16 protein-coding genes and 1 pseudogene are annotated in these 16679 nt (G+C 57.9%); 4 read left to right on the top strand and 13 right to left on the bottom strand.

Annotated features, from left to right (window positions below):
- Nucleotides 1–2 precede the first annotated feature (2 nt).
- The 3 genes from ACFQND_RS07260 to ACFQND_RS07270 are packed head-to-tail and all read left to right on the top strand — an operon-like array spanning nt 3 to nt 3065.
- The gene (locus ACFQND_RS07260) at nt 3–356 is read left to right on the top strand and encodes a copper-binding protein (protein WP_371436035.1); all 354 of its coding nucleotides are present in this window, start codon (nt 3–5) and stop codon (nt 354–356) included.
- 36 nt (nt 357–392) lie between these two features.
- On the top strand, nt 393–644 hold the full coding sequence (locus ACFQND_RS07265) for a hypothetical protein (protein WP_371436034.1): 252 nt from the start codon (nt 393–395) through the stop codon (nt 642–644).
- A 42-nt stretch (nt 645–686) separates the two neighbouring features.
- A complete protein-coding gene (locus ACFQND_RS07270) occupies nt 687–3065 on the top strand; it encodes a heavy metal translocating P-type ATPase (RefSeq protein ID WP_371436033.1) in 2379 nt (792 codons plus the stop codon).
- Nucleotides 3066–3074: 9 nt separating this feature from the next.
- Here the strand turns inward: ACFQND_RS07270 and ACFQND_RS07275 are convergent, their stop codons facing one another.
- The 11 genes from ACFQND_RS07275 to ACFQND_RS07325 form a co-directional block, all read right to left on the bottom strand.
- Nucleotides 3075–3422 (bottom strand): copper-binding protein, encoded by a 348-nt coding sequence (locus tag ACFQND_RS07275; protein WP_371436032.1) that lies wholly within the window; start codon nt 3420–3422, stop codon nt 3075–3077.
- Between the two features lie 78 nt (nt 3423–3500).
- A complete protein-coding gene (locus ACFQND_RS07280; RefSeq protein WP_371436031.1) occupies nt 3501–3806 on the bottom strand; it encodes a hypothetical protein in 306 nt (101 codons plus the stop codon).
- Between the two features lie 69 nt (nt 3807–3875).
- The gene (gene tnpC, locus ACFQND_RS07285) at nt 3876–4223 is read right to left on the bottom strand and encodes a Tn3 family transposase post-transcriptional regulator TnpC (RefSeq protein WP_371436030.1); all 348 of its coding nucleotides are present in this window, start codon (nt 4221–4223) and stop codon (nt 3876–3878) included.
- On the bottom strand, nt 4220–7261 hold the full coding sequence (locus tag ACFQND_RS07290; protein WP_371436029.1) for a Tn3 family transposase: 3042 nt from the start codon (nt 7259–7261) through the stop codon (nt 4220–4222). The genes tnpC and ACFQND_RS07290 overlap by 4 nt, the downstream gene beginning before the upstream one ends.
- Before the next feature lie 111 nt (nt 7262–7372).
- Nucleotides 7373–7744, bottom strand: a complete 372-nt coding sequence (locus tag ACFQND_RS07295) for a YidH family protein (protein ID WP_371436028.1) — start codon at nt 7742–7744, stop codon at nt 7373–7375.
- 50 nt (nt 7745–7794) lie between these two features.
- Complete coding sequence (locus tag ACFQND_RS07300; protein ID WP_371436027.1) at nt 7795–8616, bottom strand: ATP-binding cassette domain-containing protein; 822 nt, start codon at nt 8614–8616, stop codon at nt 7795–7797.
- Complete coding sequence (ssuC, locus tag ACFQND_RS07305; protein WP_371436026.1) at nt 8613–9383, bottom strand: aliphatic sulfonate ABC transporter permease SsuC; 771 nt, start codon at nt 9381–9383, stop codon at nt 8613–8615. The genes ACFQND_RS07300 and ssuC overlap by 4 nt, the downstream gene beginning before the upstream one ends.
- Before the next feature lie 49 nt (nt 9384–9432).
- Nucleotides 9433–10395, bottom strand: a complete 963-nt coding sequence (locus ACFQND_RS07310) for an aliphatic sulfonate ABC transporter substrate-binding protein (protein ID WP_371436025.1) — start codon at nt 10393–10395, stop codon at nt 9433–9435.
- 60 nt (nt 10396–10455) lie between these two features.
- Nucleotides 10456–12039, bottom strand: a complete 1584-nt coding sequence (locus ACFQND_RS07315; protein WP_371436024.1) for an alkaline phosphatase family protein — start codon at nt 12037–12039, stop codon at nt 10456–10458.
- A gap of 20 nt (nt 12040–12059) precedes the next feature.
- Nucleotides 12060–12890: a phosphoenolpyruvate hydrolase family protein gene (locus ACFQND_RS07320; RefSeq protein ID WP_371436023.1), complete on the bottom strand. Its 831-nt coding sequence runs from the start codon at nt 12888–12890 to the stop codon at nt 12060–12062.
- A complete protein-coding gene (locus tag ACFQND_RS07325) occupies nt 12890–14110 on the bottom strand; it encodes a Tm-1-like ATP-binding domain-containing protein (protein ID WP_371436022.1) in 1221 nt (406 codons plus the stop codon). Before ACFQND_RS07325 ends, ACFQND_RS07320 begins: the two co-directional genes overlap by 1 nt.
- A 166-nt stretch (nt 14111–14276) precedes the next feature.
- On the opposite strand from ACFQND_RS07325, the gene ACFQND_RS07330 reads away from it, so the two are divergent.
- Nucleotides 14277–15122 (top strand): helix-turn-helix domain-containing protein, encoded by an 846-nt coding sequence (locus tag ACFQND_RS07330; RefSeq protein ID WP_371436021.1) that lies wholly within the window; start codon nt 14277–14279, stop codon nt 15120–15122.
- A 38-nt stretch (nt 15123–15160) separates the two neighbouring features.
- Here the strand turns inward: ACFQND_RS07330 and ACFQND_RS07335 are convergent, their stop codons facing one another.
- Together ACFQND_RS07335 and ACFQND_RS07340 are read right to left on the bottom strand one after the other, a co-directional pair.
- On the bottom strand, nt 15161–15400 hold the full coding sequence (locus ACFQND_RS07335; RefSeq protein ID WP_371436020.1) for a hypothetical protein: 240 nt from the start codon (nt 15398–15400) through the stop codon (nt 15161–15163).
- 296 nt (nt 15401–15696) lie between these two features.
- Nucleotides 15697–16596, bottom strand: a pseudogene (locus tag ACFQND_RS07340) (tyrosine-type recombinase/integrase); the annotation flags it as partial.
- Between the last annotated feature and the right edge of the window lie 83 nt (nt 16597–16679).

Consider the following 16679-nt stretch of genomic DNA (forward strand, 5'->3'; position numbering starts at 1 on the left):
TCATGAAAAACCTCAAAACCCTTTTGATCATTACCGCCATTGCTGCAGGCGCAGCCCATGCACAAACAGCCATGAAGCCTGGTGACGCGCCTATGGCTATGGACAGTAAAAAAGAAATGGCGGCACCTGCAGGCGATATGACCGAAGCCGAAGTGCGCAAGGTGGATATGGACAACAAAAAAATCACGCTGAAACACGGCGAGATCAAGAACCTCGACATGCCCGGCATGACCATGGTTTTCCAAGTGAAGGATCCTGCCATGCTGGACAAGGTCAAGGCTGGTGACAAGGTGCGTTTCAAGGCCGAAAAATCCAATGGCGCCCTTGTGGTGACTGACTTGCAACCGGCAAAGTAATCTGGAGCCGGGGTTGCCAAAGGCGGTGTAAACGCCATGACGACAGCCCTGGAGTACCAGAGGGCGCGTTCAACTTTAACCAGATGGATTTCGATGCCGCATGAATTTCGTAATCTGGCCACAGCACCTCGCGAAACGCTGGGCAATGCGCTGATTGCTGGAGGCGTGGCGGCGATCATACTGTTGCTCATCATGGCTTACTTTCTGTGGCGCGACAGAAAGTTGAAAAGACCAGGAAGCCATCCCAAAAGCTCGCCCTCCAGGACTCGCAAGAAGCGACGACGGTGATCAGAATTGAGCGTCCTAACCCTTCACTGAAAGCTGCCCATCATGGAAAAACACGAGCATCCCCTGCACGGTCACGACCATTCTCCTGCTTCGACCGGAGCGCCAATGCACGACGGCGGTGCGCAAGCGAGTCCCCACGGTCAGCAGAAGGATCCTGTATGTGGGATGAACGTCACTGAGCAGTCACCAAACAAACACGAGCATGCGGGGCGACCCTATTATTTTTGCAGCACGGGGTGCAAGAGTAAATTCATCACGGACCCGGAACGCTACCTAAAACCAAAACAGGAAACCGTTGCCTTCAAAGCGGTTGCCGGCACGATTTATACCTGCCCAATGCATCCCGAAATTCGCCAGGACCACCCCGGTCACTGTCCGAAGTGCGGCATGTCCCTCGAACCCCTCATGCCCAGCATGGATGATGACGAAAACCCGGAGCTCAAGGATTTCACCCGCCGTTTCTGGTGGACGTTGCCGCTGACGGTTGTTGTGACCGTACTGGCCATGCTCGGACACCAGCTTGGATTGTTCGCGATGGCGACGCAAAGCTGGGTGGAGTTGGTGCTTTCTCTGCCCATTGTTCTTTGGGCAGGTTGGCCATTTTTCGTGCGCGGCTGGCAGTCTGTCCTCAATCGCAGTCCGAATATGTGGACACTGATTGGCTTGGGGACTTCTGCGGCATTCATTTACAGCGTGGTCGCGACTGTTGCCCCTGGCGTCTTTCCGCCTTCGTTCGTTGCCATGGGCCGTGTGGCGGTTTATTTTGAGGCGGCGGCTGTCATTATTTCCCTGACCTTACTTGGCCAGATGCTGGAACTCAAAGCGCGATCGCAAACATCGGCCGCCATCAAGTCTCTGCTTGGCCTGGCACCTAAAACGGCACGCCGCATCCAGCCGGACGGTACAGAAGAGGATGTAGAACTGACGCATGTCCACGAGGGTGACTTGTTGCGGGTTCGCCCAGGAGAGAAGGTGCCCGTGGACGGCGTGGTTACCGATGGCAGCAGCGCTGTCGATGAAGCCATGCTGACTGGCGAGCCCTTGCCGGTCACCAAGCGCGTGGGTGACAAACTGATCGGCGCCACGCTCAATACATCAGGTGCCATGGTGATGCGCGCCGAACACGTTGGTTCTGCAACCGTTCTCTCGCAAATCGTCCAGATGGTCGCGCAGGCCCAACGCTCCAGAGCACCGATGCAGCGCATGGCGGACCAGGTCGCCGGATATTTTGTGATGGCTGTTGTGGCTACGGCCTTGCTGACGCTATTGGTCTGGGGATTCTTTGGACCACAACCCAGTTGGGTTTACGGTCTGATCAATGCCGTCTCTGTGCTAATCATTGCCTGCCCGTGTGCACTGGGCTTGGCCACGCCGATGTCCATCATGGTCGCTACAGGACGGGGCGCCACACAGGGGATTCTGTTTCGTGATGCGGCTGCGATTGAGAATTTCCGCAAGGTCCAGGTACTGATCGTTGACAAAACCGGAACTCTGACCGAAGGTCGCCCCGCTTTTGAAAAGGTTTTTGCTCTGGCACCGTATAGCGAAGACGAGGTTTTGCGTCTGGCGGCCAGCTTGGACCAAGGTAGCGAGCACCCCTTGGCCGACGCCATTGTGCGGGCGGCCAGAGACCGGGGCATGACGCTTTCCAAAGTTGAAGATTTTGAGTCCGCCACCGGCATTGGTGTCCGTGGCGTGGTCGATGGCAAGCGACTGGCCCTGGGAAACGCCGCCTTGATGATCGAAGACAAGGTGACCACCGACAGCGATAAACAAGCTCAGGCAGAAGTACTCCGCCTACGGGGCGCCAGTATCATGTCGCTGGCTGTCGATGGACAGCTTGCCGGCCTGTTGGCCGTTTCAGATCCGGTCAAGGAAAGCACGCCAGCCGCACTCAAGACGCTTCAGGACGCGGGCATCCGTATCATCATGGCCACCGGCGACGGCCTGACGACGGCGAAGTCTGTGGGCCAACGCCTGGGCATTGACGAGGTCCACGGCGAAGTCAAACCTGCCGACAAATTGGCGCTGGTAGAGCGGCTGCAGGCCGAAGGGTTAGTCGTGGCCATGGCCGGCGACGGCATCAACGACGCGCCAGCCCTGGCCAAGGCCGATGTCGGTATTGCGATGGGCACGGGGACCGACGTGGCGATGAACAGCGCTCAGGTCACCTTGGTCAAGGGTGATTTACGGGGTATCGCCACAGCGCGCGAACTCTCGGACGCCACCATCGCCAACATGAAGCAGAACCTGGGCTTTGCTTTTGTGTACAACTCGCTGGGCGTGCCTTTGGCCGCCGGCCTGCTGTTTCCGTTCACCGGCTGGTTGCTGTCCCCCATGATCGCCGCTTTGGCAATGAGCCTAAGTTCGGCCTCCGTGATTACCAATGCATTGCGCTTACGCAGCAGAAATAGAAGTTGACCGGAAGCCTTACTTCGCCTGTTCCAGCCGGACGATCATGAACCCTGCATCGGTTTTTTCTACCCGAAACAGGATTTTGTCGCCTTGTTTGACATCCTTGAGCAAGTTAGCGTCGCTTGCCTTGAACACCATGGTCATGCCGGGCATGTCAAGGTTTTCAAGCGCCTCATGCTTGATGTTCAGCTTTCCCTGTTCGAGGTCTACCTTGCGCACTTCGCCCGCCGTCAGCTTGACTGCTGCCAGCGATGCCGCAGGGACGGTCGCGCTGGATGGCATATCCGTCGCGGCAACCGCGAAGCCGCTCATGCCAATGGAAAGAAGCGCGGCGGCCAATGAGAATTTGAGAGTGGATTGCATGAGAAATTTCCTGGTGAAATTGAGGAAGGGTCGATTGCGGTGCAATCGATCCTTTAAATCAATGCCCCGACCGCCGCCTCATAGGCCTTGCAGCCTGTCTCTTGCCCTGCGCTCATCGGGTGTCATCGTCAAGCTGGGCTTTGGTGTGTCGTGTTTCAGGGTATCGGTATGAACAAACTTGCCATCTTTGAGGGCATAGCTGTGCTGCGGGAAAACGTAGAGGGCGCCGCCAGCCAGCGATTTGCCGCCATCGGCCATCACAGGATTCTTCCGATAGGCCTGCAATTCCTTTTGTACCTCGTCGCGAGTCTTTGTGCTAGGCGTGTCATGAAACTCAAAAGCCTTTTCACCGCCTACAAGGGGTCGTGCCGGGATACGGGTCAAAATGATACTTAAGCCAAAAACGACTTAAGAACTCACTTCTTATGCAATTTGTTCGCATCTACAGCGCCATCAGTCCCGCGCCGCCAGTTCCTCAAGCGGCTCAATGCGCTGAATCCAAGTTTCGAGCCGCGCAATCGCTTCGCGCATTTGTCCGGTGATCTCCGATGCCAGTTCCGGCAAGGTCTCATCTGCCGCCCCGGCAAAACCAGCGTCGTTGATAACGGTGTGCGCCATGCCATGTAGACGCAGCATCCGGTCACGCCACCCTTCCTCGCCGATCACCTCGCCTAACAGTTCGGCGAGCTCATCGACCACTCGCAGCAAGGTCGTCGTGTCGTAGCTGTCGCGCAACTTCTCCAAGGCTACCCGATCCAGGCAACCATAGACGGTATTGATGAATGGCTGTGAGTCACTCATTTTTTGCCTCGTTTTCCTTTTGTGGGCGTGGTGTTGTCCTTCATCTTATCGCTGGCGGCGCGCGCCTGTTTGGCGGCCTGTCTGAACTGCGACTCGCGCAGCCACGGCTCGGGCGGCTTCTTCAAGTCCAGATGGAAGCTACCAAAGCGCTTGGTAGTGCTTGTTCCGTAGGGACTCAGGAAGACCTCGTCAGCTTCGTTCACCTCCACGCCCTCGGCGCGCAGATCCTCGATCACCCGCATCATGTCGACAGTGTTCTGCAGGATCACCGCCGAGGCCACCAGGTCGATGTAGCGCAGGCGCTTTTGCTGCTCGACCGGATCGTTCTCGGTGATCACGTCGCCGCCGAAGTTCAGCCACTTGGTGAACGCATGATATGACTCGATCTTGTTGGTCTCGCCCGTCACCTCCTGACGCATCTCCTTGCTGTTGATCCAGCGCAGCAGGTACACGGTGCGCAGAACCCGGCCCAATTCACGCGCCGCCGCGAACAACCGGTTGTGACGGCTCTCATTGCTCAGCTTGCGCAGCAGCATGGGCGAGGCAATCCGTCCGGCCTGGATCGAGATCGCAATCTGCATCAGGTCCTTCCAGTGATCGAGGATCAGCCGCCAGTTCACCACGTCGGTGAAGATTCGGTCGATGTGCTTGTAGTGTGTGCCCTTGTTCGGCCGGTAAAACTTGAGGTCCTTCCAGTTGCGAATGCGCGGCATCAACTGAATGCCCAGCAGATGCGTGAACGCGAACACCGTCTCGGACTGCCCATGCGTGTCGGAATACACCGTGTCGGCCTCGACGGACAGCCCGGCTTTGTGCAGGCCCTCGATCACGTAGATCGCCTCCAGCACGCCAGGCGGGATGAAGTGATGGAACACCGCGATATAGTTGTCGGCCACATGCCGGTAGGCCACCGCCCCCATTTTCTTGTAACGAAAATGCATGCCCACCAGCAGGTTCTGGTCGTAGAAATCGTACTGCGTGCCGTCCGCCGCGACCTTGGTGCCATCACCCCACTTTTTGGGCAACTGCAGCCGCAGGTACAGCTCCGTCATGTCCCGGTGCGCGGCGTCCAACTGCTCCAGGCCCATGTGGTGCCGGTTGGCATACGAAAGTTGGTGAGGCGACACCTGGTTGGCCAGATGTCTGGCCGCCTGGTTGACGCCCAGGCCTGTGCCCAGGGAGAAGGTAGTGAGCAGGTAACGCGCACGCGCGTTGCGCAGCCGTGCGTCGTCGCCCGACAGCGGCCCGAAATGTCGCGTGAAATCGGTCCAGTGGTTGATGTTGAGCAGGATGTCCAGCAGGTCGCGCGGCGCGACTCGGTTGCCGATCGTGGTGTGCAGCGCAACGGCCGACGCCGGGATTTCCTTGGCCGTCGTGCGCTTGACGGTTGGTTCGCCGCCGGGGCTGATGGTCACGTCCGCCGCGTGATGCGGAAATTCCCGATCAACCTCCGCTGCGGTGTCGGTTAACAGGCGCTTCAGCGAGTCGCAGAATCCCTGTGCCGTGGCAGCAATGCCGGCGCGCTCGCAGTACACGGCGAGCCGCTTCTGGCATTCCTCCCATGGCAGCAACTGCTTGCGGTCATCGGCGAAGGCTTCAGAGCCATCGATGCTAACGTCCCCGCTGCGCAGATCACTGCTCAGGTGGCTGAAAACACAGACTTCCAAGTGTCGCCGGTTAGTCGGATGGCCATGACCGTGAGAGCGGCGCACCAGCTTGTGCCACCGCTGCGATGCGAACGACAGATTGACTTCGTCGGCCACCCACTCCGCCTTGCGGTTCTCATTGGCCAGTACGATCTTAAGAGCGTCGATCAGGTGGCGGTCCTGCGTGGTGGCCTCGAAGCGCAAGGCGCACGCCATTCGGAACATCGCTGCACGCCAACTGCTGAACGGTTTCCACAGCAGCGGTAGATGATTCTTGCCGCTCCACACGCGGATCGCCTCGCAGTCCGCACGCAGTTGTTCCAGACTGCCGTGAGGGGCCAGCAGTTCGCGCACGCGCCGGCCGGTCTCGGCGTCGTCCAGGTCCTGCGCCAGCAACTCGAGCACATCGTCGAGTTTGGCGACCAGTTCCTCGCTGAGTTCGCGTTGGCGCGCCTGGATGGCCTGAAGTTCGTCGCGCGCGCTGTTGTGGCAGGCGCCGATGCGGCGAATGAACATTTCGGCGATGTCATCGCGGGCGCGCACGCGCATCTGCCGCATCAGAGCCAGCGTCAGCGTGTGGCGCTTGGGCGGCGACAGGTCCTTCATTTCGCCGGCGTCCATCACGGCCGCCATTTCGGAGAGGTGCTTCAGGCGGGTGGCCGGAACGCCTTCCAACAGCGCATCACTGTCAGGAAGCGACTCCAGCCAGCGCAGTTGCTCCAGCAGTTGATCGAGATGCTGGCGTGACGCCTTCTTGGCCGAGCGCTTCAGATCGTTGTACCGGGTTTGTCGCTCGGGCAGTTTGCTGAGCAGCAGTTCGTCGAGCCAGCGGCGCTGCACGACCGTCAGGCGCTGCCAAACCCCGGTGTAAAGCGCCTGCTCGGCGGCTTCGTGCTCTTTCTCGGCAATCTTGACGAGGGCGCCGAACATCGGTAATTCGTAGTCCAACCGCACCAATTCGGCAATCAGAATGTTGATGATGTCGATGCGCGTGTTGACGATCAGGCTGACCTCGCGCGCGATCCGCACCGCGTCGCTTCGCGCACGGGGACCGGTGAAGGGCTGCACGCCCAGCAGCTTGCGCACGGCCTCGTGATGGCGATACAGCGAACGGTGGGCCGACGGATAGGTGATTTCCTGTTGCGGTGGCAACCCCATGCAGGCCGAGATGTGTTCGATCACCTCGGGTGGTATCTGGTCAATGGTGCAGAAGTAGTGCAGAAACTGGAAGCACTTGAGCTGCACCATCAAGGCCAGACGCCGGTCGGACTGGCGGGCGAAGCCGTTGACCCAGCTCAGCTCCTGCGGGGCAGGGCTGAACAGGCGTTGCAGATCCTGAGCCGTCAGCAGTCTCTGAAAGCGTGGGTAGGCGGTACGCTCGATGCTGGCCATTCACGCCTTGGACCGAGCCGCCTTGCAAGCTAACTGAGCCTGCAGCGACTCCAGGAAGTCATCAATGATGGAGATCGGCCGCCCCTTGTCAAGATTTGGTGACCATGATATCTAGCCCGTAAGAACGAACCAGCATGCCATCGCTAAAGCCGAAAATCCCACGACGTAGTTGATCGCGGGCCCGAGCCACACCGCATATTGAAGAGGAATCTCTGAGGCGGACAAGTGGCGAAGAAAGCGAGAAAACTGAAATGCCGATAGAAAAGAGACGGTGGCTCCGCACAGCAGAAACATCACACCAAAAACTAACGACAGAGATAAGTGACCAGCCGGCACAGAAGATCCCACGCCCATGACACGCATGAATAAACCGAATCTTTCGATCACGAAGCCGAGTCCCATTAACGCAATCGCAGTACGCTGCCAAGCCAGCAGCGTTCTTTCATTCGCAAAAAAGACGCGGGGATCGTCCAGATATGACATTGCTCGTTACTCTCAGTGTTAATCAGCGTGAACGAAAGAATTCGCCAAACTTACTTCAGGCTACTTACGCCATTGCGCATACTGCGTGACGGTTCTTCCGTTCTTTGCAATACCCGATTGAGTACCTGCTCGGTCAGCTCGCCGAAGGTGGTCGAGCTGCGATGACGGGGTCGAGACATATTGACCCGAATATCCATACCGACTCGACCACCTTCAAGCAGTACCACGCGATCGGCCAAAGCAATGGCTTCGTCGACGTCATGCGTAATCAGTACAACTGTAAAACCCTTCTTCTGCCACAACCCTTCGATGAGGTTTTGCATCTCAATGCGCGTGAGCGCATCCAACGCGCCAAGGGGCTCGTCCAGCAAAAGTAGACGTGGATCATGTACGAGAGCTCGTGCAAGTGCCACGCGTTGGCGTTGTCCGCCTGACAGCATCGATGGCCAATCGTCACCGCGCTCGCCAAGCCCAACCTGCTCAAGCGCCTTGCGCGCAATAGGCTGCCATTCACCATGCATGCCAAGGCCAACGTTTTGAAGCAGTGTCCGCCACGGAAGAAGTCGGTGTTCCTGAAACATAATCCGGGTACCTTGACTAACTCCCCTGACCCGCCCATTGTCAATGGTCACCTCACCGGCTGTAGCGTCGTCCAGTCCCGCCAGCAGGCGAAGCAGCGTGCTCTTGCCGCATCCGCTGCGTCCTACGATGGCAAGAAACTCGCCAGGCTGGACGGCAAGGTCCAGCGCGTGAAGTACCGTCTTTTCACCGAAGCGTTTGGTAGCGCTTCGCAATTCGATCGCCGAACTTTGGGGCGCAGTGCGCGCCGCAACGTTTCTTACGACGGAAGATTTTTGGATGGTCAAGTTCATTGCTTTTTCTCCATATTCCAGCGCAGCCAACGGTGTTCCAAAATCCGAGCCAATACGTCGGCCAGCTTGCCGAGAAGCGCATATAACAAGATTGCCACCACGACGACATCGGTCTGCATGAATTCCCGCGCATCCATTGCCATCTTCCCGATACCCGAATTTGCCGCGATGGTCTCGGCCACGATCAATGTCAGCCACATAAACCCAAGGGAAAAGCGCACACCGACAAGAATCGACGACATGGCACCTGGAAGCATGACCTCCCTGAATAACCCCCAGCGCGTCAAACCATACACACGGCCCATTTCGATCAAGCCCTTGTCCACCGAGCGCATGCCATGGTAGGTGTTGATATACAGCGGAAACATAACGCCCAGAGACACCAGGAACAACTTACCCGGCTCACCGACGCCAAACCAAATAATGACCAGCGGAATCAGCGCCAGATGAGGAATATTGCGGATCATCTGAATGGTGGAATCCAGGAGCTGTTCGGCCAGGCGCGAGGTACCAGTCAGTAAGCCAAGTCCGAAGCCGATGCTACCACCCACAGCAAAACCGATGCCGGCGCGCCTGAAGCTGGCCGCCAGATGAATCCACAATTCTCCAGAAGCTATCAGCGCTCCAGCCGCGCGCGCCACCGCACTTGGCGCAGGAAGAATGCGGCTCGGCAGCGCGCCCATCTGGGCAGCCACTTGCCACACAACGATTACCAGCACTGGCAATATCCACGGCAGCCCGAGGCTGACAGTTTTTCGCGAGATCATCGAATACTCCCTTGTCGGTAAAAGATACCAGTCATGTGCTTTTGCAGTACTAGCGGACGGGCTTCCATACGGCCTGGCTTACGTCAACACGCCTGGGGACAATCTTCAGCCGAAAAAACGTGTCCGCCAGTGCCTGTTGCTCGGCCACGATTTGCGCATCGATTGGCGAGACGATGTGTTCGACCTTGTTGCGGCCGAGAACAATCTCGAATGTAGCCGGGTCGAGACCCACGACGCTCGCATACTTTTGCGCTGCCTCTTTAGTTTTCGCATAAACATAGCGCGAACTCTTTTCGATTTCCGCGAGCAAGTCGGCTGTCAGCTTGGGATTCTTTTCGGCGAACTCACGCCGAGCGAAATACATTTGCCGGTTGTTCACCTTGACTTCAAACCCGTCTACCAGTGAACGGACATTCCCCCCAGCTTCGGCGCCAGCCATCAGGGGGTCGAAAGCGGCCCAGGCATCGGCGGAACCGCTTTCCAGCGCCGCGCGTCCATCGGCTGGACTCAGGTACAGCGGCTCGATGTCACTGAATTGCATTCCGTTGCTCTCGAGGAACTTGATCACCACAAAATGTGCCATCGAACCCTTCGGGATCGCCACTTTCTTTCCGCGCAGATCGGCCGCGGACTTGATCGTTGAGGATTTTCTGACCAGGATTTTCTGATCGCCCGGCGTTGGTGATTCGGATGCAACATAGACAAAGTCGGCGCCGGCCACTTGGGCAAAGATGGGCGGCGTGTTCGCAGTTGCAGCAATATCAAGGCTGCCGACATTCAATGCCTCCATCATTGGCGGCCCAACCTGGAACTCAACCCACTCGACATCCACGCCGCGGCTTTTGAAGGACCGTTCCAGATCACCCTGCGCCTTCACAATGGCCAGGTTAAATACCCCTTTTTGCCAACCGACGCGGATCTTCCTTGCCTCCTGTGCGCTTGCACTCGCGCTGAATACAAGAACCGCAGCTGCGGCTAAAAAAACTGCTACTCTTCTGGATTTACTGAACATCACTGTCTCCTTTTGTTTCCGGATTTTTAATGTGTATGTGCTTTTTCCCGCACACGGGACCTACCACTCTCCGATTTTCATTCCCTTGAATCGGCTTTGCTCTAACCATGTATCCACAAACTCATCTGACACCGTGGTTCGGGTTTTGCGCGCACGCAACCAGCTGACCAACTCGTGCGAGTAATGTTCGATTACGGGAGCGAGCGCCTTCTCTTGCGCGAGATCGTGGAACTCCTGTGGATCCGCCTCCAGATCGAAAAGCAGGGGGCGAAACCCCTCACAGTGAATAAACTTCCATTTGTGGTCGCGCAGCGTAATCGTCCTGCATTCCCTGACGGACCGCCCCAGTTCGCGGCGCGTGGCGGTACGAAAGGAATAATCGAATTCGCTGACGATGAAGTCACGCCACTCAGGCACGTTGTAGCCGCGAATCCACGGCAGCAACGATCGACCCTCCAGCCTATTGACGGGTCCTTCCACCTGGAGCGCATCCAAGAAAGTCGGCACGAGGTCAATGGCCTCCACGAGCGCGTCGCAAGTGCTGCCCCGGGACGCTTGCGCCTGCGCGGCCGGGTCATAGACGATCAAGGGAATTTTGATTGCCGCATCGTGCCAGAGCTCTTTTTCACCAAGGTGGTGATCGCCAAGATAGTCGCCGTGGTCGCTGCAGAATACCACTAGGGTGTCGTCAAAGCGACCGCTCTTTTCGAGCGAATCGAAAAGGCGACCTAAATGGTCATCGATCTGAGTGATCATTCCCATGTAGGTTGGAATAACCCGCTCGCGCGTCGCATTTTGACTGAAAGTGACACTGGCCTGATGCCGCAGGTAGGATGCGTACAGGGGATGAGGTGCCACGAGCTCATCCGCCGATTTGACAGCTGGCACGACATCTCGGGCGCTGTATAGCTGATGATACGGGCTCGGCGCCACATAAGGCCAATGGGGCTTGATATAGGAGAGGTGCAGACACCAGGGCTTATCCCGCTGCTCAGCAATGAATGCTATGGCGCGGTCAGTGGTGTAGGCAGTTTCCGAGTGCCGCTCTTCGACACGTGCAGGCAGATCGGCATAGCGCAGGTGCCAACCACTCAGCACTTCACCACCCGCACCAAGCGCCGAGTTTGCGTAATCGAGCCAAGGATTTTCGGACACGTAGCCATGCTGGCGCAAGAAGTTCGAATATTGGTTTGTCCGTGCTTCTTCATCGTGGGGATCGGCAAGCACACCATCATGGCGGTCGAATGGCTCGAAACCTCCTTCGAGCAGCAACTGCCCAGCCGCTGACGCTGGGTCAATTCCACGCTGACGCAGGGCAGTGGGATCAGGCTCAACGTGGGTCTTTCCGTCGACGGCAACGCGAATGCCATGTGGCCGCAAGTAGTCTCCCAGCGTTAGCTCGTCCACCGGAAGCGCGACAAAGTTTCCGAACGAGCGATGGCTGGTGACATACCGACCGGTGTAATACGACATCCGTGACGGCCCACACGATGCGGACTGTACATAGGCATTGGTGAATCGGACGCCGCGCCGCGCCAGAGCGTCGATGTTTGGGGTGCGGATCGTCGGATGGCCAAAGCAGGATAAATAGTCCCACCGCAGCTGATCGCACATAATGAAGAGGAGATTTCGGGCTGATCCCATTTTCGTCGACGTCCAGATTTTTAAAACGAAATTTTCTTGAACTGACGGGTTTGCTCGACCAGCGCCAGCTCGGTGGGCAAACGCTCCATGCTGCTCGCGCCATAAAAACCGTGGCAGTATTTGGTGCGCTGCAGCACGTAAGCCGCGTCCTGCGGAGTCGCAATCGGACCGCCATGACACAGCACAATAACGTCATCGCGTATACGCCGAGCTGCTGCCGCCCATTCATCAATCAATTCAACACAGTCGTCTAGTGTTTTGGCGGTTTCAGCACCTATGGTGCCGCCAGTCGTGAGACCCATGTGCGGCACAAGAATGTCAGCACCGGCCTTGGTCATGGCCACGGCGTCATCGACGCCAAATACATAGGGTGTCGTCAGCAGACCGGCGCGATGAGCCTGCGCAATCATTTCGACCTCCAGGGCGTATCCCATACCAGTTTCTTCGAGGTTCTGCCGGAATACACCATCGATGAGACCGACGGTAGGAAAATTCTGGACCCCCGAGAACCCCAGACGCTTCAACTCTTCGAAAAACGGGGCAAACAGCAGAAACGGGTCTGTGCCGTTCACACCAGCCAATACGGGTGTGTTTTTGACCACTGGTAATACCTCCTTTGCCATGTCCACCACGATTTCGTTCGCATTACCGTATGCCAGGAGGCCGGCCAACGAGCCACGTCCCGCCATCCGATAGCGGCCCGAGTTGTAGATAACGATGAGATCGATGCCGCCTTGTTCCTCGCATTTCGCCGACAGCCCTATGCCGGCACCGCCACCAATGATGGGACGCCGCTCGCGCACCATGGTTTGAAATTTTTGAATCAGTTCCTCTCTGGATATGCTAGGCATCACTGCGCTCCCGTAATTTCATTGAAACTCTGAACCAGCGCCTCTGCAAATGCGCCGTCGTTGATGGCGTACGGCAACTTGATCAGCTGGCGTCTGGGTGTTTGAACCAAAGTCGCCTCCAGCGCTGCAAACAAGGCGGCATCAGCCTCGGGGTCATGAAACATCTGCCCTTCGACATCCAGCATCGAAACCCCTTTGAGCGGGATGAAGAAACGCACTTCCCCTTCGCAGGCGTTAAGCTTCTTCGCAATCCATTCGCCCATGCGGCGGTTTTCATCTTGCGTTGTGCGCATCAAGGTGACCTGGGGGTTGTGCGCCAGCAATTTCCGCTGTTTGTACTGAGCGGGTACGTCCTCCATTGCACCAAAGTTCACCATGTCCAAGGCGCCGCAGGATCCCACGTAGGGTATGCGCGTGCGAGCGATCGCATCCAGGCGACCCTCGCCTGCGCTCATGACGCCTCCCATCAACAGATCGGCAACTTCGGTGGTGGTGACGTCAATCACCCCCACGAGTCGACCACTATCGACCAGCTTTTCCATGGTTTGTCCTCCCACGCCGGTGGCATGGAACACAAAGCATTCGTGCCTGTCCTTCAGCTTATCGACGATGTGATCGACGCAAGGTGTCGTTACACCGAACATCGTGAGGCCCACCGCAGGAAGCTCTCGTTCGCCCGCGTCAGGCAAGGGGAACCGAAGTGTGCCGGCCAGCGCATTCGCCGCATTACCCAATACCTTGCGTGAGATCGAGTTGAGCCCGGCGACGTCAACTACGGAGTAGATCATCGCGATATCGTTGGGACCGACATAGGGAGCAATATTGCCCGACGCGACGGTAGAAACCATGAATTTTGGCGTCCCAATCGGCAACTCGCGCATCCCGGGCGCGACCAGCGCCGTATTACCTGACCCCCCGATTCCAATCAGGCCCGAAACCTCATCCTTGTGCTGGCGCACATACATCTGAAACGCGATGGCCATTGCCGCAACGGCTTCTCCACGGTCCGTCACACCGTAGATGGCATTTGCCCCCTCAGGGTGATAAGTTGCGATGGTTCGTGCTGACACATCAACGTCGACGTCCCTGCTCTGCGCACTGGCTTTGGTGCTCACATCGATAAGCCTAGCGGCAAGGCCGGCCGATGCGAGTATCTTCTTGACGTAGCGAAGTTCATCGCCTTTGGTGTCGTAGGTACCTACGACGTATGCATATGACATATTGTCTCCTTGTATCTGTTCGAAAATCCTGCTTCCGACAAATCGAGCATTTTTTCCGCTTGCTTTTTGTGGACCCGATTAGCCAAATAGTAGGGAATATGCTCATTCGCAAGCAACACATTTCGGTCAAAATTTCACGCGGTGAAACGTGTGAAATCGCAAATTCATGACTACACCGCAAGTGAAATCCATCCGAGCGCTAGAGCGCGGCCTGCAGGTACTACGCTATCTACAGGAGAAGCGGGGCGCGACCTTGCACGACCTGCATTTGCAGCTCCAGTTGCCTAAGGCAACGCTGCTCCGGTTATTGCGAACGCTCGAGGAAAATGGGTTTGCATGGCGCGGCCTGAACGATGGCCGTTACCACGCCGGACAGGTAATGAAATTGCTTGGTGATCGGCCCGGGTCTCTCGACCGGCTAGCAGAGGTGGCTGGACCGATACTCGACGAATTAGTCGCTACGGTGCAGTGGCCGTCTGACCTTTCGATACGTAACGGCACCAGCATGGAACTGTGTGAGACCAGCCGATTGCGGTCCTACTTTCTGGTGAATCGCCTCAGCACCGGTTTTCGCATCAACATGGTTTTGTCAGCTCCAGGGCGCGCTTACCTCGCGTTTTGTCCGCAAAAAGAACGGGTGAGCATCCTTAGCCAACTCCGGCGCAAGAGCGATCCCGGGTACATGCGCATGGGCGGCCATGCCGACATCGAGCGAATGCTGGAAGCAACACATGCGCGCGGCTATTCAATTCGCGACCCACAATGGGGAGGCCATTTCAGCGAGACAAAAGCCCAGTACGATGACGGACTGGCCGCGATAGCCGTACCGATTCTTGTCAAAAATCAGGTCGTCGGGTGTATCAATATTGTGTGGATCGCGCGTGTTGCCAAAGTCGACGTTATAGTCAAAAAACACATTGTTGATCTGCAGAAAGCGGCCGGACTCATCGCCGCCAGCTATGAGTCAGCCACGCTGGAGAAACACGCCAACGGCGTGAAGCCCGTTGCGTGAATTCATCAAATGCCTGGGGCGTTTTTATAGGCCCTGACTCAGTTACAGCGTGCATCGTTCAACAAGTTCTTTTCGGTAACTCCTACCGGTAGACTCCGGTCAGTGTGGCCACCGGAATACGCACCAAAATCCACCACTTTGGGATCATTCAAACGGGCTTTCAGCTCCCGATTTTCTGTCAGGGGATTGCGGTAGGGGGTGATCGTACTTTTCACAGAAATTGGTGCGCTTTGGAGCAAAAACGCTTTGCGCTGCAACGACTTGCGAACTCGGGTCATGTCGTGACCGCCGGTCGCCGTAAAGCCTTGATATCCAACGGAATATCGCCGCTGACCGTATCAGTTTGTACAAAAAGTACGTTCACCCCAAGATGACGCCCGGCATGGCTGGATTGAAGGCTTGATGGGCCTGCTGATCGAGCGCTGCAAGCCGTGCAAACCTGGACGACCACAGGGTCAACGGGCGACGCTGCAAGACCGTAAGTCAGGAGCGGCAGTCGCCGCAAGGATTGCTTAAAATTTAAGCAAAATCACGTTCTCGGCTCTTCACGGCGCGCATCGCAGCCACGACCGCCTCAGGAGGGTTGACCCGTCGTCGCCGCATGCCGTCGATCGTCCTCGGCGTGCAGGTAGATGGCGGTCGTCTCCAACGACGCGTGCCGCAGGTTTTTCTGGATGAAACGCAGATCCGTTCCCGCATCGGCCTGGTGGGTGGCCGCCGTATGTCGTAGCCAATGCGTGGAGGCACGCCGCAGCGTGGCGGCACCGGCCGGATCATCGGCCTGCCGGGCATCGGCTGCGGGGACGAAGACGCCCTTGACGATCAAGTAGACCGCCGTCGATGTGAGGCAGCGACCGTTTCCACCGGCTATTGCCATGATCAGCGGCGTGCGCTCGTCGGGTCGAGGCAGCGCCGCCAGACCATGGAAGGTGCGATAGCGCGCTAGGTCGGCCATCCAGGCATCGCTGACCGGCACATCCCCTGGCACGCCACCCTTGCCAATGACCTGGAGCCACCATTTGCCGCGTCGCTGCACCAGATCGCAGGCGCGTGCCTGCGCCGCCTCGGCCGCGCGCAACCCCGCGCCGTGCAGTAGCCGCAGAACCCAGCGCGCACGCTCGCGGTGCTGCTCCTCACGCACGGTGTCACGTGGCATGCCTTCGACGAAGTCGAGCACAAATTGCCACAACGCCTGGTCGAGATAGCGCTCGACGGCGGCCCGTCGCAGGTCGCCCACGGTGTGGCCTGTGCGGCCGCGCCGCAAGGCCAGCGGATTGCCTGCCAGATAGCCCGCGGCGACCAGGTAGCTGAACAGTCCCGACAGGATTCCCAAGGCGTGGCGCACGCTGCGCGCCGACAGCGGTCCGTCGAACAGCCGCCGGCCGCCGCCGCGCCGGGGCAGCCTCGGATCGATCCAGTCCTCGCTGGGTTGGGCCAGGAAGGCCTCGTAGGCCAGCAGGTCCTCGCGCGTCAGGGGGTCTCCTCGTTTTCAGTGCAATAAGTGACGGTACGCAAAGCTAGCACTGGCGCGGGGGTGGTCTGGGTAGACCGTTGATT

This window comes from Polaromonas aquatica, assembly GCF_042659145.1.
Classification (GTDB): domain Bacteria; phylum Pseudomonadota; class Gammaproteobacteria; order Burkholderiales; family Burkholderiaceae_C; genus Polaromonas; species Polaromonas aquatica.

Coding starts and splice junctions, on each gene's coding strand:
- ACFQND_RS07260 (WP_371436035.1), top strand. CDS start 3: ATGAAAAACCTCAAAACCCTTTTGATCATTACCGCCATTGCTGCAGGC.
- ACFQND_RS07265 (WP_371436034.1), top strand. CDS start 393: ATGACGACAGCCCTGGAGTACCAGAGGGCGCGTTCAACTTTAACCAGA.
- ACFQND_RS07270 (WP_371436033.1), top strand. CDS start 687: ATGGAAAAACACGAGCATCCCCTGCACGGTCACGACCATTCTCCTGCT.
- ACFQND_RS07275 (WP_371436032.1), bottom strand. CDS start 3,422: ATGCAATCCACTCTCAAATTCTCATTGGCCGCCGCGCTTCTTTCCATT.
- tnpC (WP_371436030.1), bottom strand. CDS start 4,223: ATGAGTGACTCACAGCCATTCATCAATACCGTCTATGGTTGCCTGGAT.
- ACFQND_RS07290 (WP_371436029.1), bottom strand. CDS start 7,261: ATGGCCAGCATCGAGCGTACCGCCTACCCACGCTTTCAGAGACTGCTG.
- ACFQND_RS07295 (WP_371436028.1), bottom strand. CDS start 7,744: ATGTCATATCTGGACGATCCCCGCGTCTTTTTTGCGAATGAAAGAACG.
- ACFQND_RS07300 (WP_371436027.1), bottom strand. CDS start 8,616: ATGAACTTGACCATCCAAAAATCTTCCGTCGTAAGAAACGTTGCGGCG.
- ssuC (WP_371436026.1), bottom strand. CDS start 9,383: ATGATCTCGCGAAAAACTGTCAGCCTCGGGCTGCCGTGGATATTGCCA.
- ACFQND_RS07310 (WP_371436025.1), bottom strand. CDS start 10,395: ATGTTCAGTAAATCCAGAAGAGTAGCAGTTTTTTTAGCCGCAGCTGCG.
- ACFQND_RS07315 (WP_371436024.1), bottom strand. CDS start 12,039: ATGGGATCAGCCCGAAATCTCCTCTTCATTATGTGCGATCAGCTGCGG.
- ACFQND_RS07320 (WP_371436023.1), bottom strand. CDS start 12,890: ATGCCTAGCATATCCAGAGAGGAACTGATTCAAAAATTTCAAACCATG.
- ACFQND_RS07325 (WP_371436022.1), bottom strand. CDS start 14,110: ATGTCATATGCATACGTCGTAGGTACCTACGACACCAAAGGCGATGAA.
- ACFQND_RS07330 (WP_371436021.1), top strand. CDS start 14,277: ATGACTACACCGCAAGTGAAATCCATCCGAGCGCTAGAGCGCGGCCTG.
- ACFQND_RS07335 (WP_371436020.1), bottom strand. CDS start 15,400: ATGACCCGAGTTCGCAAGTCGTTGCAGCGCAAAGCGTTTTTGCTCCAA.